This is a genomic window from Bradyrhizobium vignae (assembly GCF_900324035.1).
GTDB lineage: Bacteria > Pseudomonadota > Alphaproteobacteria > Rhizobiales > Xanthobacteraceae > Bradyrhizobium > Bradyrhizobium vignae.
Window position 1 is genome coordinate 2293936 of the sequence record NZ_LS398110.1, and the last position, 16738, is coordinate 2310673.

Here is a 16738-nt window from a genome sequence, read left to right on the forward strand (position 1 = left end):
CCTTCCATGCTAGCCCCTCATGGTGAGGAGCGCGTCTCTCGGCCTTCATCCTTCGAGACGCGCGCGAAGGGCGCGCTCCTCAGGATGAGGGGCTAGATCCTTATCGCGGAATCTTCGAAGCAAGGTCGGCGATCGACTTCATGACGGCATCCCTCACGCCGCCATCATAAAGCGAATGTCCGGCCTCTTCCACGATGCGAAGCTCGGAACCGGACCAGACTTTCGCAAGGGCCTGGGACGTCGCGGGAGGACACAACAGATCATAGCGCCCCTGCACGATAATGCCGGGAATGCCTTCGAGCCGGCCCGCGTTTCGCAGCAGCTGGTTTTCGCTCATGAAGCTGTCGTTGACGAAATAATGCGCCTCCATGAACGGCGTCGCCGGTAGCGTCCGCCACACGTTCAGCGAGGCCAGGTCCAGCCGTGTCTTTGCGGGCTTGTGCTCCGAGAGCGTGCGCTCGGTGTCGTGCCAGGCCTTCGCCGCCGGGCCGTGCACGGCCGGATCGGCATCGAGGATGCGGCGCCAATAGGCCTCCACCGGCCGGTCGCGTTCTTCCCGAGGCAGCGCGCTGAGGAAATCCTCGTACAGCGCGGGATGGAATTGCGACAGGCGCGAGGTGAAGGCCGTCTCGACCTCGGCCCGCGTGCCGAGAAACGTCGCGCGCAGCGCGATGCCCGACACGCGCTCGGGGTGCGCTTCGGCATAAGCCAGTGCCAGCGTCGCACCCCAGGAGCCGCCGACCACGATCCAGCGCTCGAATCCGAACTTTTCGCGGATCTTCTCCATGTCCGAGATCAGGTGCGCGGTGGTGTTGTGCGCGCGCGATCCCTTGGGACGGCTGCGGCCGCAGCCGCGCTGGTCGAACAGCACGGCGCAGAAGCGATCGGGATCGAACAGCCGGCGATGGTCGGGCTGGCAGCCGCTGCCGGGCCCGCCATGCAGATAGACCGCAGGGATTCCGTCCGCGCGCCCGATGCTCTCGACATAGAGCTCATGGCCGTCGCCGACGTCGAGCATGTCCGCGGTCAGCGGCGCAAAAGGATCGGCGCGCCTGATCGAGCTGGCTGCGTCGGCGTCAGGCGTCATTCTCGGATTCCAGCGTGCCGCCGGCGAAATTGCGATACAGGAAGCGGTTGGTCTCGCCCTCGGCCTCGCGCTCGGCCTGCTTGAAGATGGTCTCGTGCAACGGCGACAGCGCGCAGGCCGGGTCGGTGTTGGCGGCATCGCCCGTCAGCGCAAAGGCCTGGCAGCGGCAGCCGCCGAAATCGATCTCGCGGAATTCGCAAGACTTGCACGGCTCCTTCATCCAGCCGGTGCCGCGATAGCGGTTGAAGGCCTCCGAGTTCTGCCAGATCCAGGCGATCGAATGGTTGGAACGCACCGATTCGAACTCGAGCCCGGTGATGCTCTCGGCGGCGTGGCAGGGCAGCACCTTGCCGGCGGGCGAGATGTTGAAGAACTGCCGGCCCCAGCCGCCCATGCATTTCTTCGGCCGTAGCGCGTAATAATCGGGCACGACGTAGTCGATGGTCAGCCGGCCCTTCAGCCGCTCGCGCGCCTCCTCGACCAGGCGGGTGCATTCGTCCAGCTGCGCCACAGTCGGCATCAAGGCAGCGCGGTTCTTCAGCGCCCAGCCGTAATATTGCACGTTGGCGACCTCGAGCCGGTCGGCGTCGAGATCGAGGGCCATCTGGATGATATCAGGGAGATGGTGCAGGTTCTGCCGGTGCATCACCGCGTTCACGGTGAGCGGCAGATCGAGCTCGCGCGTCCATTTCGCCACTTCGAGCTTCTTGCGATGAGCGTTCTTGTAACCGGCGACGCGATCGGCGAGGCCTTCCTCGACACCCTGGAACGAGATCTGCACATGGCAGAGCCCGGCATCCGCCAGATCGCTCAGGCGTTCGCGCGTCAGCAGCACGGCCGAGGTGATCAGATTGGTGTAGAGGCCGGCGTCGCTCGCATGCTTGACCAGCTCGACCAGGTCCTTGCGCGCCGTCGGCTCGCCGCCGGAGAAATGCACCTGCAGCACGCCAATCTCGGCGAGCTCGCTCAACACCTTCTTCCATTCCTCGGTGGTCAGCTCCTTGCCGGAGCGGTCGAGCTCGACCGGGTTGGAGCAATAGGGGCATTGCAGCGGGCAGCGATGGGTGATCTCGAGCAATACCGCGAGCGGGATGCCAAAAGTCTCCGCCGTCGAGCGCTGCTTCTCCAGCACCGCGAGGCTGTCGCTGGTCTCTGGCGGGATGTTGCCCAGCACATCGCTCATGACGTCTTCTCCCGGGCTTCGGTGAGAAAGCCCTTGTCGGCGAGATCCTGCAGCATGGCGATGACATCGGTGAGGATCGCCTCGCGCGGCGCGGCATATTTCGCGGCCAACTGATCTGCGACGTCGCCGACGCTGCGCTCGCCGTTGCAGAGCTGCAGCACCTCGACCGCGATCTCGTCCGGCGCCAGCACCCGTTCCGGCGCCAGGATCACCCAGACCTTGCGGATCTCGTCAAACTTCAGCTTGGCATGCCGCGGCAGCACGGGGCGGCTTGCCTCGCTGACGCTGATGTTTCGCGGCCCAGCCATCGATCCTCCTCTTCAGCTCGCTTTGGGCACGAAGGCGCCCGGCGGAATGTGGCCCTCGACATAGGCATGCTGGAGCGCATCGAGCTGCACCCACAGCACGTTGGTCTTGAAGATCAGCGCGTTGCAGACCTGCGCGCGCTGCTCCGGCGTCGTGGCGTGCGTCTTGACATAATGAAGCGCGAAATTGGCATCGCGCGGTGCCTGGGTCAGGCGGCGCTTGAAATAGCTCATGATATCAGGATTGACGAAGTCGTAATGCTCCAGCATGCCGGAGATGCGCTCTTCATGCAGGTTCGGTGCGAACAGCTCGGTGAGCGAGGAGGCGATCGCCTCCAGCGGGCTTTTTTCGCGGCAGTAGTGGACGTAGGCTTCGACCGCGAACCGCGTCGCCGGCAAGATGCCTTCGGTGGATTCGACGTAAGCGGTGTCGAGGCCAAGCCCTTCGGTCAGCTTGAGCCAGCGTTCGATTCCACCCTCGCTGCCGACATCGCCGTCATGGTCTTCGATGCGGTGGCGCCATTCCACGCGCGTGGCGCGGTCGCGGAAGCGCGAGATCACCACCGCGTCCTTCATCGGGATGGTGCTCTGGTAATAGTAGCGGTTGAGCGCCCAGGCCTGCACCTGGCCCTTGTTGAGCTTGCCGCCATGCAAGAGCTTGTGGAACGGATGCAGGCTGTGATAGCGCGTCGCCCCGATATGGCGCAGCGTCGCCTCGAGCTCCTCGGCAGAGTTGAGCTTGATGTCCTTGCCGATCGAGAGCGCGGTCATTCCAGTCAATGATGCGGCATTCACAGCACGATCTCCGTTCCATCCGCGGGTATCTGCCAGCCCGCCTCCTCAGTGATCTTGCGCTCGGGCGAGTCGGGCAGCAGCGCCGGATTCGAGTTATTGATATGCAGAAACAGCTTCCTGTCGATATTGAGGTCGGCCAGCCGTGCGATGGCGCCGTCGTCGCCGGACATGGCGACATGTCCCATGCTCTTGCCGGTCTTGTGGCCGAGGCCGGCCCTGATCATCTCGTCGTCGCGCCAGACCGTGCCGTCGAAGAACACCAGCGCCGCGCCGTCGATCTCGGCCTTCAGCGCGTCGGTCACCTCGGCGCAGGCCGCAATGAAGTAGAAGAACTTGCCCGTGGCCTTGTCGGTGATCTTCAGGCCCAGAGTGTCGCCGTCGCCGCTCCCGCCGCCCGGATGCACCTTGCCTTCGAGATACCAGGCCGACTTGCCCGGCACTGCGAAGGGTAGCACCTCCAGGCCGGAGCGCGCCCCATCCGGCAGCCGGAGCTCGAACGGCTCACTGACACCGATCGGCTGGCGCCGCACGTTCTTCTCATTCAGCACATTGAAGATGCTGTTGCTGGCAAGGATCGCCAGCACCTTCTCGTGCGCATACACCGTAAAGGGCGAGCCCTCGCGCATCGACAGCAGGCCGGCTACGGCATCGACTTCGCCGTTGGTCAAAATCACGCCCACAATCGGCGTGTGACGCAGTGCGCCCGCCTTGGGGTGCAGCTGCGGCGTGGCATTCAACTGCTGCCGCAGGTCGGGAGAGGCGTTGATCAGAAACCAGTGCTCGCCGTCACCGCTGAAGGCGACCGAGGCTTGGGTCCTTTGAAGCTCGTGGCCGTCGCTGCGGGCCGCTCGGCAACCCTCGCAGCCGCAATTCCATTGCGGAACTCCGCCGCCGGCCCCGGCGCCCAGGACGACGACGCGAAGCATGATCCGTCTCCTGGAGGCAAATTCGCGAGGTGGATCTCAGGCCGACACAAAAGCTGTCTTCCGGACATCATCGTGACCGAAAGAAGTCGGGCCGAAAGATCCACCTGCGCAGAACGCGATCTCACCAACCGCTTACTTGCGGGTGGCGCTCACATACATGTTGATTTCCATGCCGCAGGGCACTTCGACGATCTTCGGGGCTTTCCAGGCCATTTCGGCTCTCCATGTTGCGAATTCGGGACGTATCCGCCCGCCCGTTAAACTAATGCTGGCGGAAAAGTTCGCCAGTGAAATTTTCCCGACCTAGGTAGTAGCCAGCGGAATTGTTGCACTGCAAAGTGAGCGCATTGCGGCCGTAAAGATGAACGAATGCCGTCCGCAAAATCGCCGATAGGTCGTGATCCCTGTCGGGATAAACGAGTTGTGAGTATGCAACGGCTTCTGTTCGGCTCCAGGCGACCCCATTGGATCAGGCATGCCCAGATATTTCTTCAACACCCGTATCGGCGACGAATTGATCGTGGATCCCGACGGCGAGGACCTGCGTAACCCCGATCGCGCCTGGGAGGTCGCGCGCCAGATGATCCTTGAGGTCGTGAAGTCGGAAGGCACCCAACGGGCCTTGCTGGACGCGGTGATCGAGGTGACCGATACCGACGGCGAGATCGTGCTGGAGTTTCCCTTCACCGAGGCCCTGCTGGATATGCCGGACCAGTCGGCGACGAAGCATTAGCCGGACGCGCGGTCGGGTAAGGGCCCGCCGCTCTCTCCACCGTGATTGCGAGCCAACGGGTCCGCGCGAAGCGCGGCCCGATGACAGGCTCTGCGAAGCAATGCAGAATGAGGCATCAGCCAGCGCCAAACCTGCCCTTCACCCCCGCGAAATCCGCATGGCTTTGCCGCGTTGCCGGCGCTAAAAGACGCCGGTCATACGGAGCCAAACCATGCAAGACCTCTGGCGCCTGTCGGCCGCCGACCTCGCCACCCTCGTCAAGTCCAAGAAAGTCTCTGCCAGGGAGGCCGCGCGGGCTGGCCTCGCGCGGCTCGATGCCGTCAATCCCCAGCTCAATGCCGTGATCGACCACCGGCCGGAGGACGTGCTCAAGCAGGCCGATGCCGTCGATGCGGCCATCGCGCGGGGCGAGGACCCCGGTGTGCTCGCCGGCGTGCCCGTCACCATCAAGGCCAATGTCGACCAGGAAGGCTTTGCCACCACCAACGGCCTGAAGCTCCAGCGCGACCTGATCGCGCGCGAGGACAATCCGGTGGTCGCCAATTTCCGCAAAGCCGGCGCCGTCCTGCTCGGCCGCACCAATTGTCCGGCCTTCTCCTACCGCTGGTTCACCACCAATCTGATCCATGGCGACACCAAGAACCCCCGCGACGCTTCGCTGACCCCGGGCGGCTCCTCCGGCGGCGCCGGCTCGGCGGTCGCGGCCGGCATCGGCCACATCGCCCATGGCACCGACATCGCCGGCTCGATCCGCTATCCCGCCTATGCCTGCGGTGTGCACGGATTGCGCCCGACGCTCGGCCGCATCCCCGCCTTCAACCCGGCACTGCCGGAGCGCCCGATCGGGCCGCAGATCATGGCGGTGTCAGGCCCGCTGGCGCGCACGGTCAACGATTTGCGCATCTCGCTCGAAGCAATGTCGGCCCGTGACGTCCGCGACCCCTGGTTCGTGCCGGTGCCGCTGCAAGGCCCGACACGGGAAAAGCGCGCCGCGCTCTGCCTCAATCCGGGCGGCCTTGCCACCACGCCGGAGGTGAAAGCGGCGGTGAGCGATGCCGGCAAGCGCCTCGAACGCGCCGGCTGGACCGTCGACATCATCGCGGACACGCCGCCAATGCGCGAGGCGGTCGAGTGGCAAATAAAACTCTGGCTCGGCGACGGTTATGAGGCGCAGCTGGAAATGGCCGAGCGCGAGGGCGATCCCGGCGCGCTGGCCTGTCTGCGCGGCAACCTCGCAAGGGTCACGCCGATGGACCAGGCCAATTACGCCAAGGCGCTGACCCGAAGAGCCACGCTGACGCGCGAATGGATGCTGTTCTTCGAAAGATACTCGGTGCTGCTGACGCCGGTCTCAGGCGAGTTGCCGTTCCCGGATCATCTCGACCGCAAGGACGACGAATCCTTCAAGCGCGTCTGGGAAGCGCAGCTGCCGCAGATCGCCATTCCCTTCATGGGCTTGCCGGGCCTCGTCGTCTCCACCGGACTCGTCGGCAAGGCCCCGGTCGGTGTGCACATCGTTTCCGGCCGCTATCGCGAGGATCTCTGTCTGCTGGCAGGTGAAGCGATCGAGGCCGGCGGCGTGCCGCCGTCGCCGATCGATCCCGTGGGCTAGCGATGAGCACCATCTACGACTTCAAGGCCAACTCGCTTGCCGGCGAGGAGGTGCAGATGCGCCGGTTCGAGGGGCAGGTGCTCTTGATCGTCAACACCGCGAGCAAATGCGGCTTCACGCCGCAATATCGCGGCCTCGAGGATCTCTATCGCGACCTCTCCCCGCGCGGTTTCTCGGTGCTCGGCTTTCCCTGCAACCAGTTCGGCGCGCAGGAGCCGGGGCAGGCGAGCGAGATCCAGGAGTTCTGCTCGACCCATTACGACGTCACCTTCCCGCTGTTCGAGAAGATCGACGTCAACGGGCCGAAGGCGCATCCTCTGTACGAGTACCTGAAACGTCAGCAATCCGGCCTGTTGGGCGCCTCCATCAAATGGAATTTCACCAAATTCCTGGTGGACCGTGAGGGCCGCGTGGTCGCGCGCTACGCGCCGACCGCACGGCCTGAAGGATTGCGGCAGCAAATCGAAACACTGTTGTGAGCGAGACAAGCATGAGCGACGAATTTCCCGACCGCCTGTCGGTCGACCCGAACAGCCCGTACTACAACGCGGACATCCTGGCGCGCGACGTCGGCATCCGCTTCAAGGGCATCGAGAAGACCAATGTCGAGGAGTATTGCATCAGCGAAGGCTGGGTCCGCGTCACCGCAGGGAACGCCAAGGACCGCTACGGCAACCCGCTGACCATCAAGGTGCACGGCCCGGTGGAGCCGTATTTCAGGGATAAGAAATAGTTTGAACTGAGCGCGCGCCGCTCTCTCCTCGTCATTGCGAGGAGCTCGCGACAAAATTGCGCAGCAATTTTGCGCGGATGCGACCAAGCAATCCAGGATCTTTCCGCGGTGACAATCCGGATTGCTTCGCTTCGCTCGCAATGACGACAACAACCACCAAAGGCCAACCCCATGTCCGTCCGCATCACCGACGTCCGCGAGATCACAAAACCGATCTCGTCCCCGATCCGCAACGCCTATATCGACTTCACCAAGATGACGACGAGCTTAGTTGCCGTCGTCACCGACGTCGTTCGTGACGGCAAGCGCGTCGTCGGCTACGGCTTCAACTCCAACGGCCGCTACGGGCAGGGTGGCCTGATCCGCGAGCGCTTTGCCTCGCGCATTCTCGAGGCCGATCCGAAGTCGCTGCTCAATAGCGCCGGCGACAATCTCGACCCCGACAAGGTCTGGGGCGCGATGATGACCAACGAGAAGCCCGGCGGTCATGGCGAGCGCTCGGTCGCGGTCGGCACCATCGACATGGCGGTGTGGGATGCGACGGCGAAGATCGCCGGCAAGCCGCTGTTCCGCCTGCTCGCCGAACGCCACGGCGTCACCGCCAATCCGCGCGTCTTCGTCTACGCCGCCGGCGGCTACTATTATCCCGGCAAGGATCTTTCGATGCTGCGCGGCGAGATGCGCGGCTATCTCGATCGCGGCTACAACGTCGTCAAGATGAAGATCGGCGGCGCGCCGATCGACGAGGATCGTACGCGTATCGAGGCGGTGCTGAAGGAGATCGGCAACGACGCGCAACTCGCCGTCGACGCCAACGGCCGCTTCGATCTGGAAACGGGAATCGCCTACGCAAGAATGCTGCGCGACTATCCCCTGTTCTGGTACGAGGAGGCCGGCGATCCCCTCGACTACGCGCTGCAGGCGGCGCTCGCCGAATTCTATCCGGCTCCCATGGCGACAGGCGAAAACTTGTTCAGCCACCAGGACGCCCGCAACCTGATCCGCTACGGCGGCATGCGCCCCGATCGCGACTGGCTGCAATTCGACTGCGCGCTGTCCTACGGCCTGTGCGAATACCAGCGCACGCTCGAGGTGCTGAAGACCTACGGCTGGTCCCCCAGCCGCTGCATACCGCACGGCGGCCACCAGATGTCACTCAACATCGCCGCCGGCCTCGGCTTAGGCGGCAACGAAAGCTACCCCGACCTGTTTCAGCCCTACGGCGGCTTCCCGGACGGCGTCCGCGTCGAGAACGGCCACATCACCATGCCCGAGCTTGCAGGCATCGGCTTCGAAGGCAAGTCCGATCTCTACAAGGAAATGAAGGCGCTGGCGGAGTAGCCCGACTGTGGCGACACACACGTCATTCCGAGCGAAGCGATCCAGAATCTTACCGCGGAGGCAAGTCTGGATGCTTCGCTGCGCTCGCAATGACGGCGGAGAGAGCCGTGACGTTCTCGTATGTCTCCGCCTGCGGCGGCTTCATCGCTCTTTCCCCGCCTCCACCGCCGCCATCGGCTGTCGCGCCCCATACATCAACGACCGCCACAGCCATTCGAGCGGGCCGTAGCGATAGCGACGCAGCCACCAGACGCTGAACAGCGCCTGTGCGGCGTAGACGGCAATGCCGATGGCGAGAGCCTCGGCGACGCCAAGCCGGCCGAACAGGCCGAGGCCGTAGCCGTAAAAGATCCAACCGAAGATGAGGGACTCCGCTATGTAGTTGGTGAAGGCCATCCGTCCCAGCGGCGCGGCCCAGCCGAGCAGCTTCTTGCCGCGATCGAAATGGGCGATGCCGAGGATGGCGGCGCCATAGCCCAGCGCCAACAGGGTGGCGCCGAGCGGCTCGATGCCGCGATAAAGCAGGCCCGCGCCGAGAGCGAGCGCGGGAAGCCCGATGACGAACAGGGCGCGGGTGTTTTGCACGATGCCGCTCCGCCAGGCCAGTATTCCCAGAAGAAATAGCCCGATCGTACGCAGAAAGACGAATGCGTGGAGCGAAGCGATCAGGGGAATTTCGCGCAGCCGAAACGCCAGCACATCGAGAAAGCCGCCCGTCGCATAGATGCGATTGGCGTCCATGGCATCGCGCCAGATCATAGTCCGGCTGGGAAACAATCCAGCCGGCGGAAAAGCCTGCATCGCCAGATACAGCCCCAGAGATGTCACTGCGGCGAAAGCGAGCAGCCAGCGCGGGCCAAACAGCAATGGTAGCACGATGAATCCGGCTAGCGCATATTCGGCGAGGATATCGCCATTCCAGATCAGGCAAAGGTGGATAATGCCGAACACCAGCAGCACGGCAAGCCGGCGCAGGAGCAAAACGGTGCGACGTTTGCTGGCGGCGAGCCGGTCGAATTGAATGGCAAGACCTGCGCCGAACAGCAGCGAAAACAGCGCGAATGCCTTGAGCTCGATAGCCTGTGTCAGGATCGTTTCGATGGTCTGGTCGATGGGCGAAGCGAGTGTCTTGGGGCCGAGAAACTGCTCGAAGATCGAAATGCGAAATTCCATCACGAGATTGATCGCCATGACGCCGAACAGGGCGATGCCCCTGAGCACGTCGATGGCATCGATCCGCTCTACGGACGGCGTCGGAGCTGCCGGGCTATATGCCGTCATGCAAGTCTCGGCTAATTCGGCCTTGCTGCCGCAGCTGCGCCCGGCCAGGCTCGGTGCAGGCGAGGTGCCGCCACGTTCTTTGTCATTGCGAGCGAAGCGAAGCAATCCAGAGTCTGTCCGCGAAGGCAGTCTGGATTTGCTTCGCTGTGCTCGCAACGACGCCGTGACGCGGCCTCTTTACGACAGCCGCATGTCCAGCAACCTTCGTCCCTCGCCCTTCAGCAGCTTCTTCACCGCACTGGACGCCACCACCTCGCCGTCATTCGCATAGGCCTCGTGGTTCTTCTCGATGTCGTCGAGGCGGTAGAGGTAGTTGACCATCACGCCGGCGGACTCCCGCACGCCCTTGGGCGAGAGGTCGCCCATCCAGTTGATGCGCTCGAGCCGGGCACCGTTGCCGAGATGGAAGCGGGCGACGGAATCGATCAGCCGGCCCTTCGGCGTGCGCGCCCTCAGGAAATAGTAGGCGGCGAGCGGCTCCAGCACGCCGCGAAGCAGTGCCGCCGTCTCGGGGCTTTCGAACCATTTGGGATCATCGAGACGCTTCAGCGCCTCGCGGTCCTCGTCCGCCAGCGGCAGCTCCTTGTCCTGCTTCACCCAGGCCATGAAGCCGGGCACCGGCGACAGCGTCACGAAGGTGTCGAGCTTCGGCAATTCGCGGCGCAGCTCCTCCACCACCTGCTTGATCAGGAAGCTGCCGAAGGAGATGCCGCCCAGGCCGCGCTGGGTGTTGGAGATGGAATAGAACACGGCGGTGCGCGCCTTCTCGATGGGAAGGTGCTGGCGGTCGACCGCGAGCAGCGGCGCGATCGCGCCCGGGATCGTCTCTGTCAGCGCCACCTCGACGAAGATCAGGGGCTCGTCCACCATTGCGGGATGGAAGAAGGCGTAGCAGCGGCGGTCGACCGGGTCGATACGGCGGCGCAGATCGTCCCAGTCGGAGATCTCATGCACGGCTTCGTAACGGATGATCTTTTCGAGGATGTTGGCCGGGGTCGACCAGTCGATCCTGCGCAGCACGAGAAACCCCCTGTTGAACCACGAAGAGAGAAGATGCGAGACGTCGCGGTCGAGCGCGGCGAGATCGGTGTGCCCGTTCATCATGCCGAGCAGATCGGCGCGCATCTTGACGAGATCGCCGGTGCCACCCGGCGCGCGGTTGAGGCGGCGGATCAGTTCCTGCCGCCGCGGCTCGGAGGCGAAGTGCAGGGCACTGGCATCCTCGTCGCTCGGCTTGGCGCGCCATTGTTCGATCGCCTTGGAAAGTCGTTCCCGGTCGGGGCCGAAAAAGCGCACCAATCCTTCGAAAAAGGCGCGGCGTCCCGCCGCATCCAGCTCCTGATAGAGATCGAGCACCTCGCGCGCCATGGCGGTGCCGGAGGCTTCGCCCCGGCCGGACAGCAGCGCGCCGCAAAGCTCGAGCAGTCCATCGGCATCTCGTTTGGTGTCCGAGGCGTCGCCGCGGCGAAGCAGCGTGCGGCCGCGCTCGGAGATGGTGGCGAGCAGGTCGGAGAAGAAGGCGTTGGCCATCTGGGCTTTCGATTCAGGTTTGTGCGTTGCGGAAGCTTACATGGGATTTGGGCAGAAGCCGATCACAATCAAGGAGGGGGATGCGGCATCTTTAGTTGGAGTGTGCGTTTGGCGAATGACGGCATGTTCAGACCAGCGGGATTTGGAGAACGCGGCGGCCATCTCACCCGCCGTCATCGCAAGCGCAGCGAAGCAATTCAGACTGCCTCCGAGGAGGGATTCCGGATTGCGTCGTCGCATCCGCGCAATGACGGGGGAGAGAGTTACGCAAGGCGCTCGCAATGACGAGATTGGGGCTACCCCTTCCCCGCAAACTCCGTCGGCGTCCGCCCCGTCACCTGGCGGAACGCCGCCGAGAACGCCGGCACGCTCGCATAGCCAAGCTGCGTGGCGAGCTGTTTCACCGAGACATTTGCATCCGTCGACAGCCGCTGGATCGCAGCCGCAATCCGAGCGCGCTGGCACCAGCTCTTGAAGCTGAGCTGCGTCTCGGTCGAGAACAGCCGCGACAGCGTCCGCACGGAGGTTCCGACCGCGCGCGCCAAGGTGTCGATGTCGTGCAGGCCGGTGGGGTCGTCGAGCACGATCATCGCGGCGCGGCGGCAGCGCACTTCGCGCGGCAGCGGCACGAACGTCGTGGAATCCTCGGCCTGGTGCAATTCCAGCATCACCAGGCGCACCAGCAGTTCGGTGCGCTCCTCGGTGTTGCCTGCATCGAACAACGCGAGGATCGCCTGATTGAGCAGCGGTGACACCCGCACCACGAATTCCCTGGTCAGGCCGTCATAGCGCTGCTGGCGCTTCAGCCAGGACAGGTCGAAATACAGCGTGCGCATCTCGATGTCGGCGAGCAGGTCGATGGCGTGCTCGAGCCCGGCCGGCACCCAGACCGCCCGGTCCGGCGGCACCAGCCAGCGTCCCCCGGGCGTCGTCACCTGCATGGTGCCCCTGGTCGCATAGATCAGCTGCGCCTCGCGGTGCAGGTGCGGCTCGATCCGCATCCCCTTGGGATAATCGCGGGCGACCAGGTGCACGCCCGCGGGCGAGCGGTGGTTGCTCCGGACCTCGCGGAGGATTGGCGTTTCCAAGACAGTCATTGGCAGCATCCCGTCATTCGCAAGACATATACCTCATTTTCGGAGCAGGAGAGGATTCGGGAAATGAACAGCCCCAGCCGGGTCATCAGTTTCGTCAATGCAGGCCATTTCATCGACCATTATTCGATGCTGATCTTCGCCGCCGCCGTCATCATCATGGGCCCGGCGCTCGGCATGGCCTATTCGGAACTCCTGCCTTACGCGACGCCGGGATTCGTTGCCTTCGGGGCGGGCTCGCTGCTCACCGGCTGGCTCGGGGATCGCTGGAGCCGCCGTCACATGATGCTGATCTTCTTCATCGGCATCGGCGCCTCCATGATCGCGGTCGGCTTCGTGCAGACTCCCGTGCAGCTCGGCGCCGCGCTGCTCGCCATCGGCATCTTCGCCTCGATCTATCATCCCGTCGGCACTGCCATGATCGTGTCCTATGCCGACCGGCTCGGCCGCGAGATGGGCATCAACGGCGTCTGGGGCAATCTCGGCGTCGCCTCGTCGGCCCTGGTCACCGGCGTGATCGGCCAGTATCTCGGCTGGCGCTTTGCGTTCATCGTTCCCGGCGTGGTCACGATCCTGATCGGCATCGGCTTCGCGATGAGCGTCGTGCACGAGGACCGCAAGGGCTCGAAGCAGGCGGCGGCCCAGGCGCGGGTGGCAAAACAGGACATGTGGCGCGTGGTGCTGTCGCTGCTGATCGTGGTGATCGCGATCTCCACGACCTTCAACGCCGTCACAGTCGCGCTGCCAAAGCTGTTCGCCGAGCGGCTCGCTGATCTCACCAAAAGCCCGGCGCTGCTCGGGGTCATCGCCGCCTGCGTCTACGTGTTCGGCGCGATGACGCAATATACGATCGGCCGGCTGCTCGACCGCTACTCGCTGAAGACGGTGGCGCTGCCGCTGTCCTTCATGCTGGCGCCGTTCCTGTATCTGGCCGCGAGCCTGAACAATCTGCCGCTGATCGTGGTCTCGATCGGCATCGTCATGGGCGCGTTCGGCCAGGTCACGGTGAACGATGCCATGGTCGGCAAGTACACCACCGAGGAGTGGCGCTCGCGCGCCTATGCCGTGCGCTATTTCGTCGGCTTCACCGCGGCCGGCGCCTCCGTCGGCCTGGTCGCCTGGCTCTACGAGCAGGGCGGCTTCGTCACCATGCTGCACGCCTTCGCCGCCCTCTGCCTGCTCGCGATCGCCGCCGCGCTGATTCTGCCGCGCGAGATCAGGACGCCGCAGCCGGCGTGAGAGGCTCTCGTGTCCCGGACAAGCTGTAACGCGTTAGCGTTGCTGCGCAGAGCCGGGACCCAGAAAATTACAGGCGAGTGTCTCGGCGGCATGGGCCCCGGCTCAGCAGCGCACCGTCGAAGAGACGCTGCGCTGCGCCCGGGGGCACGAGAGGGAAGTGAGGCGGGCAGCTCTCGCTTCGTCGTCATTGCGAGCGCAGCGAAGCAAATCCAGAGTCCCTCCGTGGAGACAGTCTGGATTTGCTTCGCTGCGCCCGCAATGACGGGGAATGTGGCGGGCGGCGGGACCTGCGGCGGTACTTCCCCCGCTGCCTGCCCATTATCCCATTCTGCCAGTGTTTTGCCCGACGGAGCAAGTCGTTTCGGCAAGTCCGAAATTTCGTGAGGTTTTCAACCCCATCTCTACTGTGCATGGGGTTGTTTTCGCACTTTTTGTTTTCGCCCCCTGAACCCGCCGCGCGGCGGAACCCGCTCTGCCTTCCGCGGGTTCTATCCCCTGTGGCCCCGACGCCCGGGATAGATCAAGGGGGAAAGATACCTGCATGCCATGGCGCCTGCTCCGAACGGTCGGCCTTGTCCCCGCGGCGCTTATCCTCACCACCATTGCAGTCGCCGCCGAACGCGGCAAATCGGCCGGACCCTCCGAGTCGCTCCTGATCCTGCAGATCGCGCTGCTGATGGCGCTCGGCCGCGGCCTCGGCGAGATCATGCAGCGGATCGGCCAGCCCTCGGTGATGGGCGAACTGCTCGCCGGCATCATCCTGGGGCCGTCGCTGTTCGGCTGGATCTGGCCGGAGGCGCAAGCCGCGATCTTCCCCAAGACGCCCGAGCAGAAGGCGATGATCGACGGCATCGCGCAAGTGGGCATTCTGCTGCTGCTCTTGCTGACCGGCATGGAGACCGATCTCAAGCTGGTCCGGAAGGTCGGCAAGGCCGCGATCGCGATCTCGATTGCCGGCATCCTGGTGCCCTTCGCCTGCGGCTTCGCACTCGGCGAGTTCCTGCCGGATGCACTGCTGCCCAATCCGCAGGAGCGCCTGGTGGCGTCGTTGTTCATGGGCACGGCGCTGTCGATCTCCTCCGTGAAGATCGTCGCCGTGGTGGTGCGCGAGATGAATTTCATGCGCCGCAATGTCGGGCAGATCATCGTCGCGACCGCCGTCATCGATGACACCATCGGCTGGATCATCATCGCCGTCATCTTCAGCCTGGCCTCGCACGGCACGCTCGACATCGCCTCGGTGGCCAAAGCCGTGCTGGGGACGCTCGCCTTCCTCGCCATCAGCTTCACGATCGGCCGCCGCCTGGTGTTCCAGCTGATCCGCTGGGCCAACGACAACCTGGTCAGCGCCGCGCCTGTCATCACGGTGATCCTGGTGCTGATGGGCGTCATGGCGCTGATCACGCACCTGATCGGCGTCCACACCGTGCTCGGGGCCTTCGTGGCCGGCATTCTCGTCGGCGAGTCCCCGATCCTGACGCGGCAGATCGACGAGCGCCTGCGCGGCCTGATCTCGAGCTTCTTCATGCCGGTGTTCTTCGGCCTGGCGGGGCTCAGCGCCGACCTCTCGGTGCTGCGCGATCCCAGCCTCCTGATGCTCACCGGACTCCTGGTCGTGATCGCCAGCGTCGGCAAGTTCGGCGGTGCCTTCGTCGGCGGCACCTTGGGAGGGCTGAATGCCAGGGAGTCGCTGGCGCTCGCCAGCGGCATGAATGCGCGCGGCTCGACCGAGGTGATCATCGCAACCATCGGCCTCTCCATCGGCGTGCTCAGTCAGAACCTGTTCACGATGATCGTGACCATGGCAATCGTGACGACGATGGCGATGCCGCCGATGCTGCGCGCGGCGCTGGCCAGGCTGCCGATGAACGAGGAGGAGAAGGAGCGGCTCGAGCGGGAAGAATTCGAGAAGCGCGGCTTCATCGCCAATCTCGAGCGTCCCCTGCTGGCAGTGGACGAGAGCCCCAACGCTACCTTCGCCGCCCACGTCGCCGGCCTGATCGCCGGCATGCGCGGCCTCCCGATCACGGTGCTGCATATCGGCAAGCACGCCGAGGAGCAGGAGAAGGGCCGCCATGAGAGTCACGAAGCCGTGGTCAAGAAGGCCGCCGAAACCGTCTCCGCCAACGGCGATGGCAATGCCGGCAGCATCGACGTCGTCACCCGCACCGGGCGCGCGGAGCTCGGCGAGACCATTGCCGACGAAGCGCGCAAGGGCTTCGACCTCCTGGTCGTCGGCGTCGCCAAGGTGGCCGCCGCCAAGGACCGTTTCGATCGCAAGATCGAGGATATCGCCGCAACGTTCGACGGACCGCTCGCCATCGTGGCCGCCAAAGGCAAGCATCTGAAGCAGCCAATGCCCGATGCGCTCAACATCCTCGTTCCCGTTTCCGGCAGCGCCGTTTCCAAGCGCGGTGCGGAGATCGCGGTGGCGCTGGCGGGCTCAGGCTCGCTCCGGGTGATCTATGTGACGACGACGCGCGACAAGGGCGCACAGCGCGGCACTTCGCGCGGGCTGAGCCAGGAGATGGGCATCCTCAAGGACACCAGCGATCTCGCGGCCCGATACGACGTCGACATCACCACCACGCTGCGGCTGAACCGGGCGCCGGAGGCCGCGATCCTGCGCGAGATCGATACCACCGACGTCGACCTCGTCGTCATGGGTGTCGACCGCATCCAGGCCGATCACCTTTCCTTCGGCGGCGTCGCCGACGCGGTGCTCAGGCAATCGAAGGTCTCGGTGCTGCTGGTGTCGAGCGGCGAGGCGCGGCAGGCGCCGCCGGAGAAGGCTTAGGCTACGTCGAGTTCAGTCCGGCTGCACCTGCGCAGGAGGTGCGCTCCCTCTTGCGCTTGCGGGAGAGGTTTGGGGAGAGGGC

16 protein-coding genes are annotated in these 16738 nt (G+C 64.6%); 7 read left to right on the forward strand and 9 right to left on the reverse strand.

Features of this window, described 5'->3' with window-relative positions; translation table 11 throughout:
• Positions 1–100: 100 nt before the first annotated feature.
• The 6 genes from pip to pqqA all read right to left on the reverse strand — a co-directional run bounded on the left by pip (position 101) and on the right by pqqA (position 4509).
• Complete coding sequence (gene pip, locus BRAD3257_RS11150) at positions 101–1087, reverse strand: prolyl aminopeptidase (RefSeq protein ID WP_122401864.1); 987 nt, start codon at positions 1085–1087, stop codon at positions 101–103.
• Positions 1077–2270 carry a pyrroloquinoline quinone biosynthesis protein PqqE gene (gene pqqE / locus BRAD3257_RS11155; RefSeq protein ID WP_122401865.1) on the reverse strand — a complete coding sequence of 398 codons (1194 nt, stop codon included), beginning with the start codon at positions 2268–2270 and terminating at the stop codon, positions 1077–1079. Before pqqE ends, pip begins: the two co-directional genes overlap by 11 nt.
• The gene (gene pqqD, locus BRAD3257_RS11160; protein WP_122401866.1) at positions 2267–2578 is read right to left on the reverse strand and encodes a pyrroloquinoline quinone biosynthesis peptide chaperone PqqD; all 312 of its coding nucleotides are present in this window, start codon (positions 2576–2578) and stop codon (positions 2267–2269) included. The genes pqqE and pqqD overlap by 4 nt, the downstream gene beginning before the upstream one ends.
• Positions 2579–2590: 12 nt before the next feature.
• Entirely contained in the window at positions 2591–3346 is a 756-nt protein-coding gene (gene pqqC, locus BRAD3257_RS11165) for a pyrroloquinoline-quinone synthase PqqC (RefSeq protein WP_407194429.1), read from the reverse strand.
• Positions 3347–3366: 20 nt separating this feature from the next.
• A complete protein-coding gene (gene pqqB, locus BRAD3257_RS11170) occupies positions 3367–4296 on the reverse strand; it encodes a pyrroloquinoline quinone biosynthesis protein PqqB (protein ID WP_122401868.1) in 930 nt (309 codons plus the stop codon).
• 132 nt (positions 4297–4428) lie between these two features.
• The gene (pqqA, locus tag BRAD3257_RS11175; protein WP_007595659.1) at positions 4429–4509 is read right to left on the reverse strand and encodes a pyrroloquinoline quinone precursor peptide PqqA; all 81 of its coding nucleotides are present in this window, start codon (positions 4507–4509) and stop codon (positions 4429–4431) included.
• Positions 4510–4771: 262 nt separating this feature from the next.
• Here pqqA and BRAD3257_RS11180 point away from each other — a divergent pair, with 262 nt between their 5' ends.
• From BRAD3257_RS11180 to tarD, 5 genes are all read left to right on the forward strand, one after another.
• Positions 4772–5029 carry a DUF6894 family protein gene (locus BRAD3257_RS11180; RefSeq protein ID WP_122401869.1) on the forward strand — a complete coding sequence of 86 codons (258 nt, stop codon included), beginning with the start codon at positions 4772–4774 and terminating at the stop codon, positions 5027–5029.
• A gap of 211 nt (positions 5030–5240) precedes the next feature.
• The gene (locus BRAD3257_RS11185) at positions 5241–6641 is read left to right on the forward strand and encodes an amidase family protein (RefSeq protein ID WP_122401870.1); all 1401 of its coding nucleotides are present in this window, start codon (positions 5241–5243) and stop codon (positions 6639–6641) included.
• A gap of 2 nt (positions 6642–6643) precedes the next feature.
• A complete protein-coding gene (locus BRAD3257_RS11190) occupies positions 6644–7120 on the forward strand; it encodes a glutathione peroxidase (RefSeq protein ID WP_122401871.1) in 477 nt (158 codons plus the stop codon).
• A gap of 11 nt (positions 7121–7131) precedes the next feature.
• Positions 7132–7374, forward strand: a complete 243-nt coding sequence (locus tag BRAD3257_RS11195) for a DUF3297 family protein (RefSeq protein ID WP_035730878.1) — start codon at positions 7132–7134, stop codon at positions 7372–7374.
• Positions 7375–7545: 171 nt separating this feature from the next.
• A complete protein-coding gene (gene tarD / locus BRAD3257_RS11200) occupies positions 7546–8715 on the forward strand; it encodes a D(-)-tartrate dehydratase (protein ID WP_122401873.1) in 1170 nt (389 codons plus the stop codon).
• 141 nt (positions 8716–8856) lie between these two features.
• Here the strand turns inward: tarD and BRAD3257_RS11205 are convergent, their stop codons facing one another.
• From BRAD3257_RS11205 to BRAD3257_RS11215, 3 genes are all read right to left on the reverse strand, one after another.
• Positions 8857–9996: a DUF418 domain-containing protein gene (locus BRAD3257_RS11205; protein WP_122406494.1), complete on the reverse strand. Its 1140-nt coding sequence runs from the start codon at positions 9994–9996 to the stop codon at positions 8857–8859.
• 177 nt (positions 9997–10173) lie between these two features.
• Positions 10174–11526 carry a malonyl-CoA decarboxylase gene (locus BRAD3257_RS11210; RefSeq protein WP_122401874.1) on the reverse strand — a complete coding sequence of 451 codons (1353 nt, stop codon included), beginning with the start codon at positions 11524–11526 and terminating at the stop codon, positions 10174–10176.
• A gap of 296 nt (positions 11527–11822) precedes the next feature.
• Positions 11823–12623 carry an AraC family transcriptional regulator gene (locus tag BRAD3257_RS11215; RefSeq protein ID WP_162500162.1) on the reverse strand — a complete coding sequence of 267 codons (801 nt, stop codon included), beginning with the start codon at positions 12621–12623 and terminating at the stop codon, positions 11823–11825.
• Between the two features lie 63 nt (positions 12624–12686).
• On the opposite strand from BRAD3257_RS11215, the gene BRAD3257_RS11220 reads away from it, so the two are divergent.
• A complete protein-coding gene (locus tag BRAD3257_RS11220) occupies positions 12687–13859 on the forward strand; it encodes an MFS transporter (protein ID WP_122401876.1) in 1173 nt (390 codons plus the stop codon).
• 541 nt (positions 13860–14400) lie between these two features.
• Complete coding sequence (locus BRAD3257_RS11225; RefSeq protein WP_122401877.1) at positions 14401–16656, forward strand: cation:proton antiporter domain-containing protein; 2256 nt, start codon at positions 14401–14403, stop codon at positions 16654–16656.
• The last annotated feature ends 82 nt before the right edge of the window (positions 16657–16738 follow it).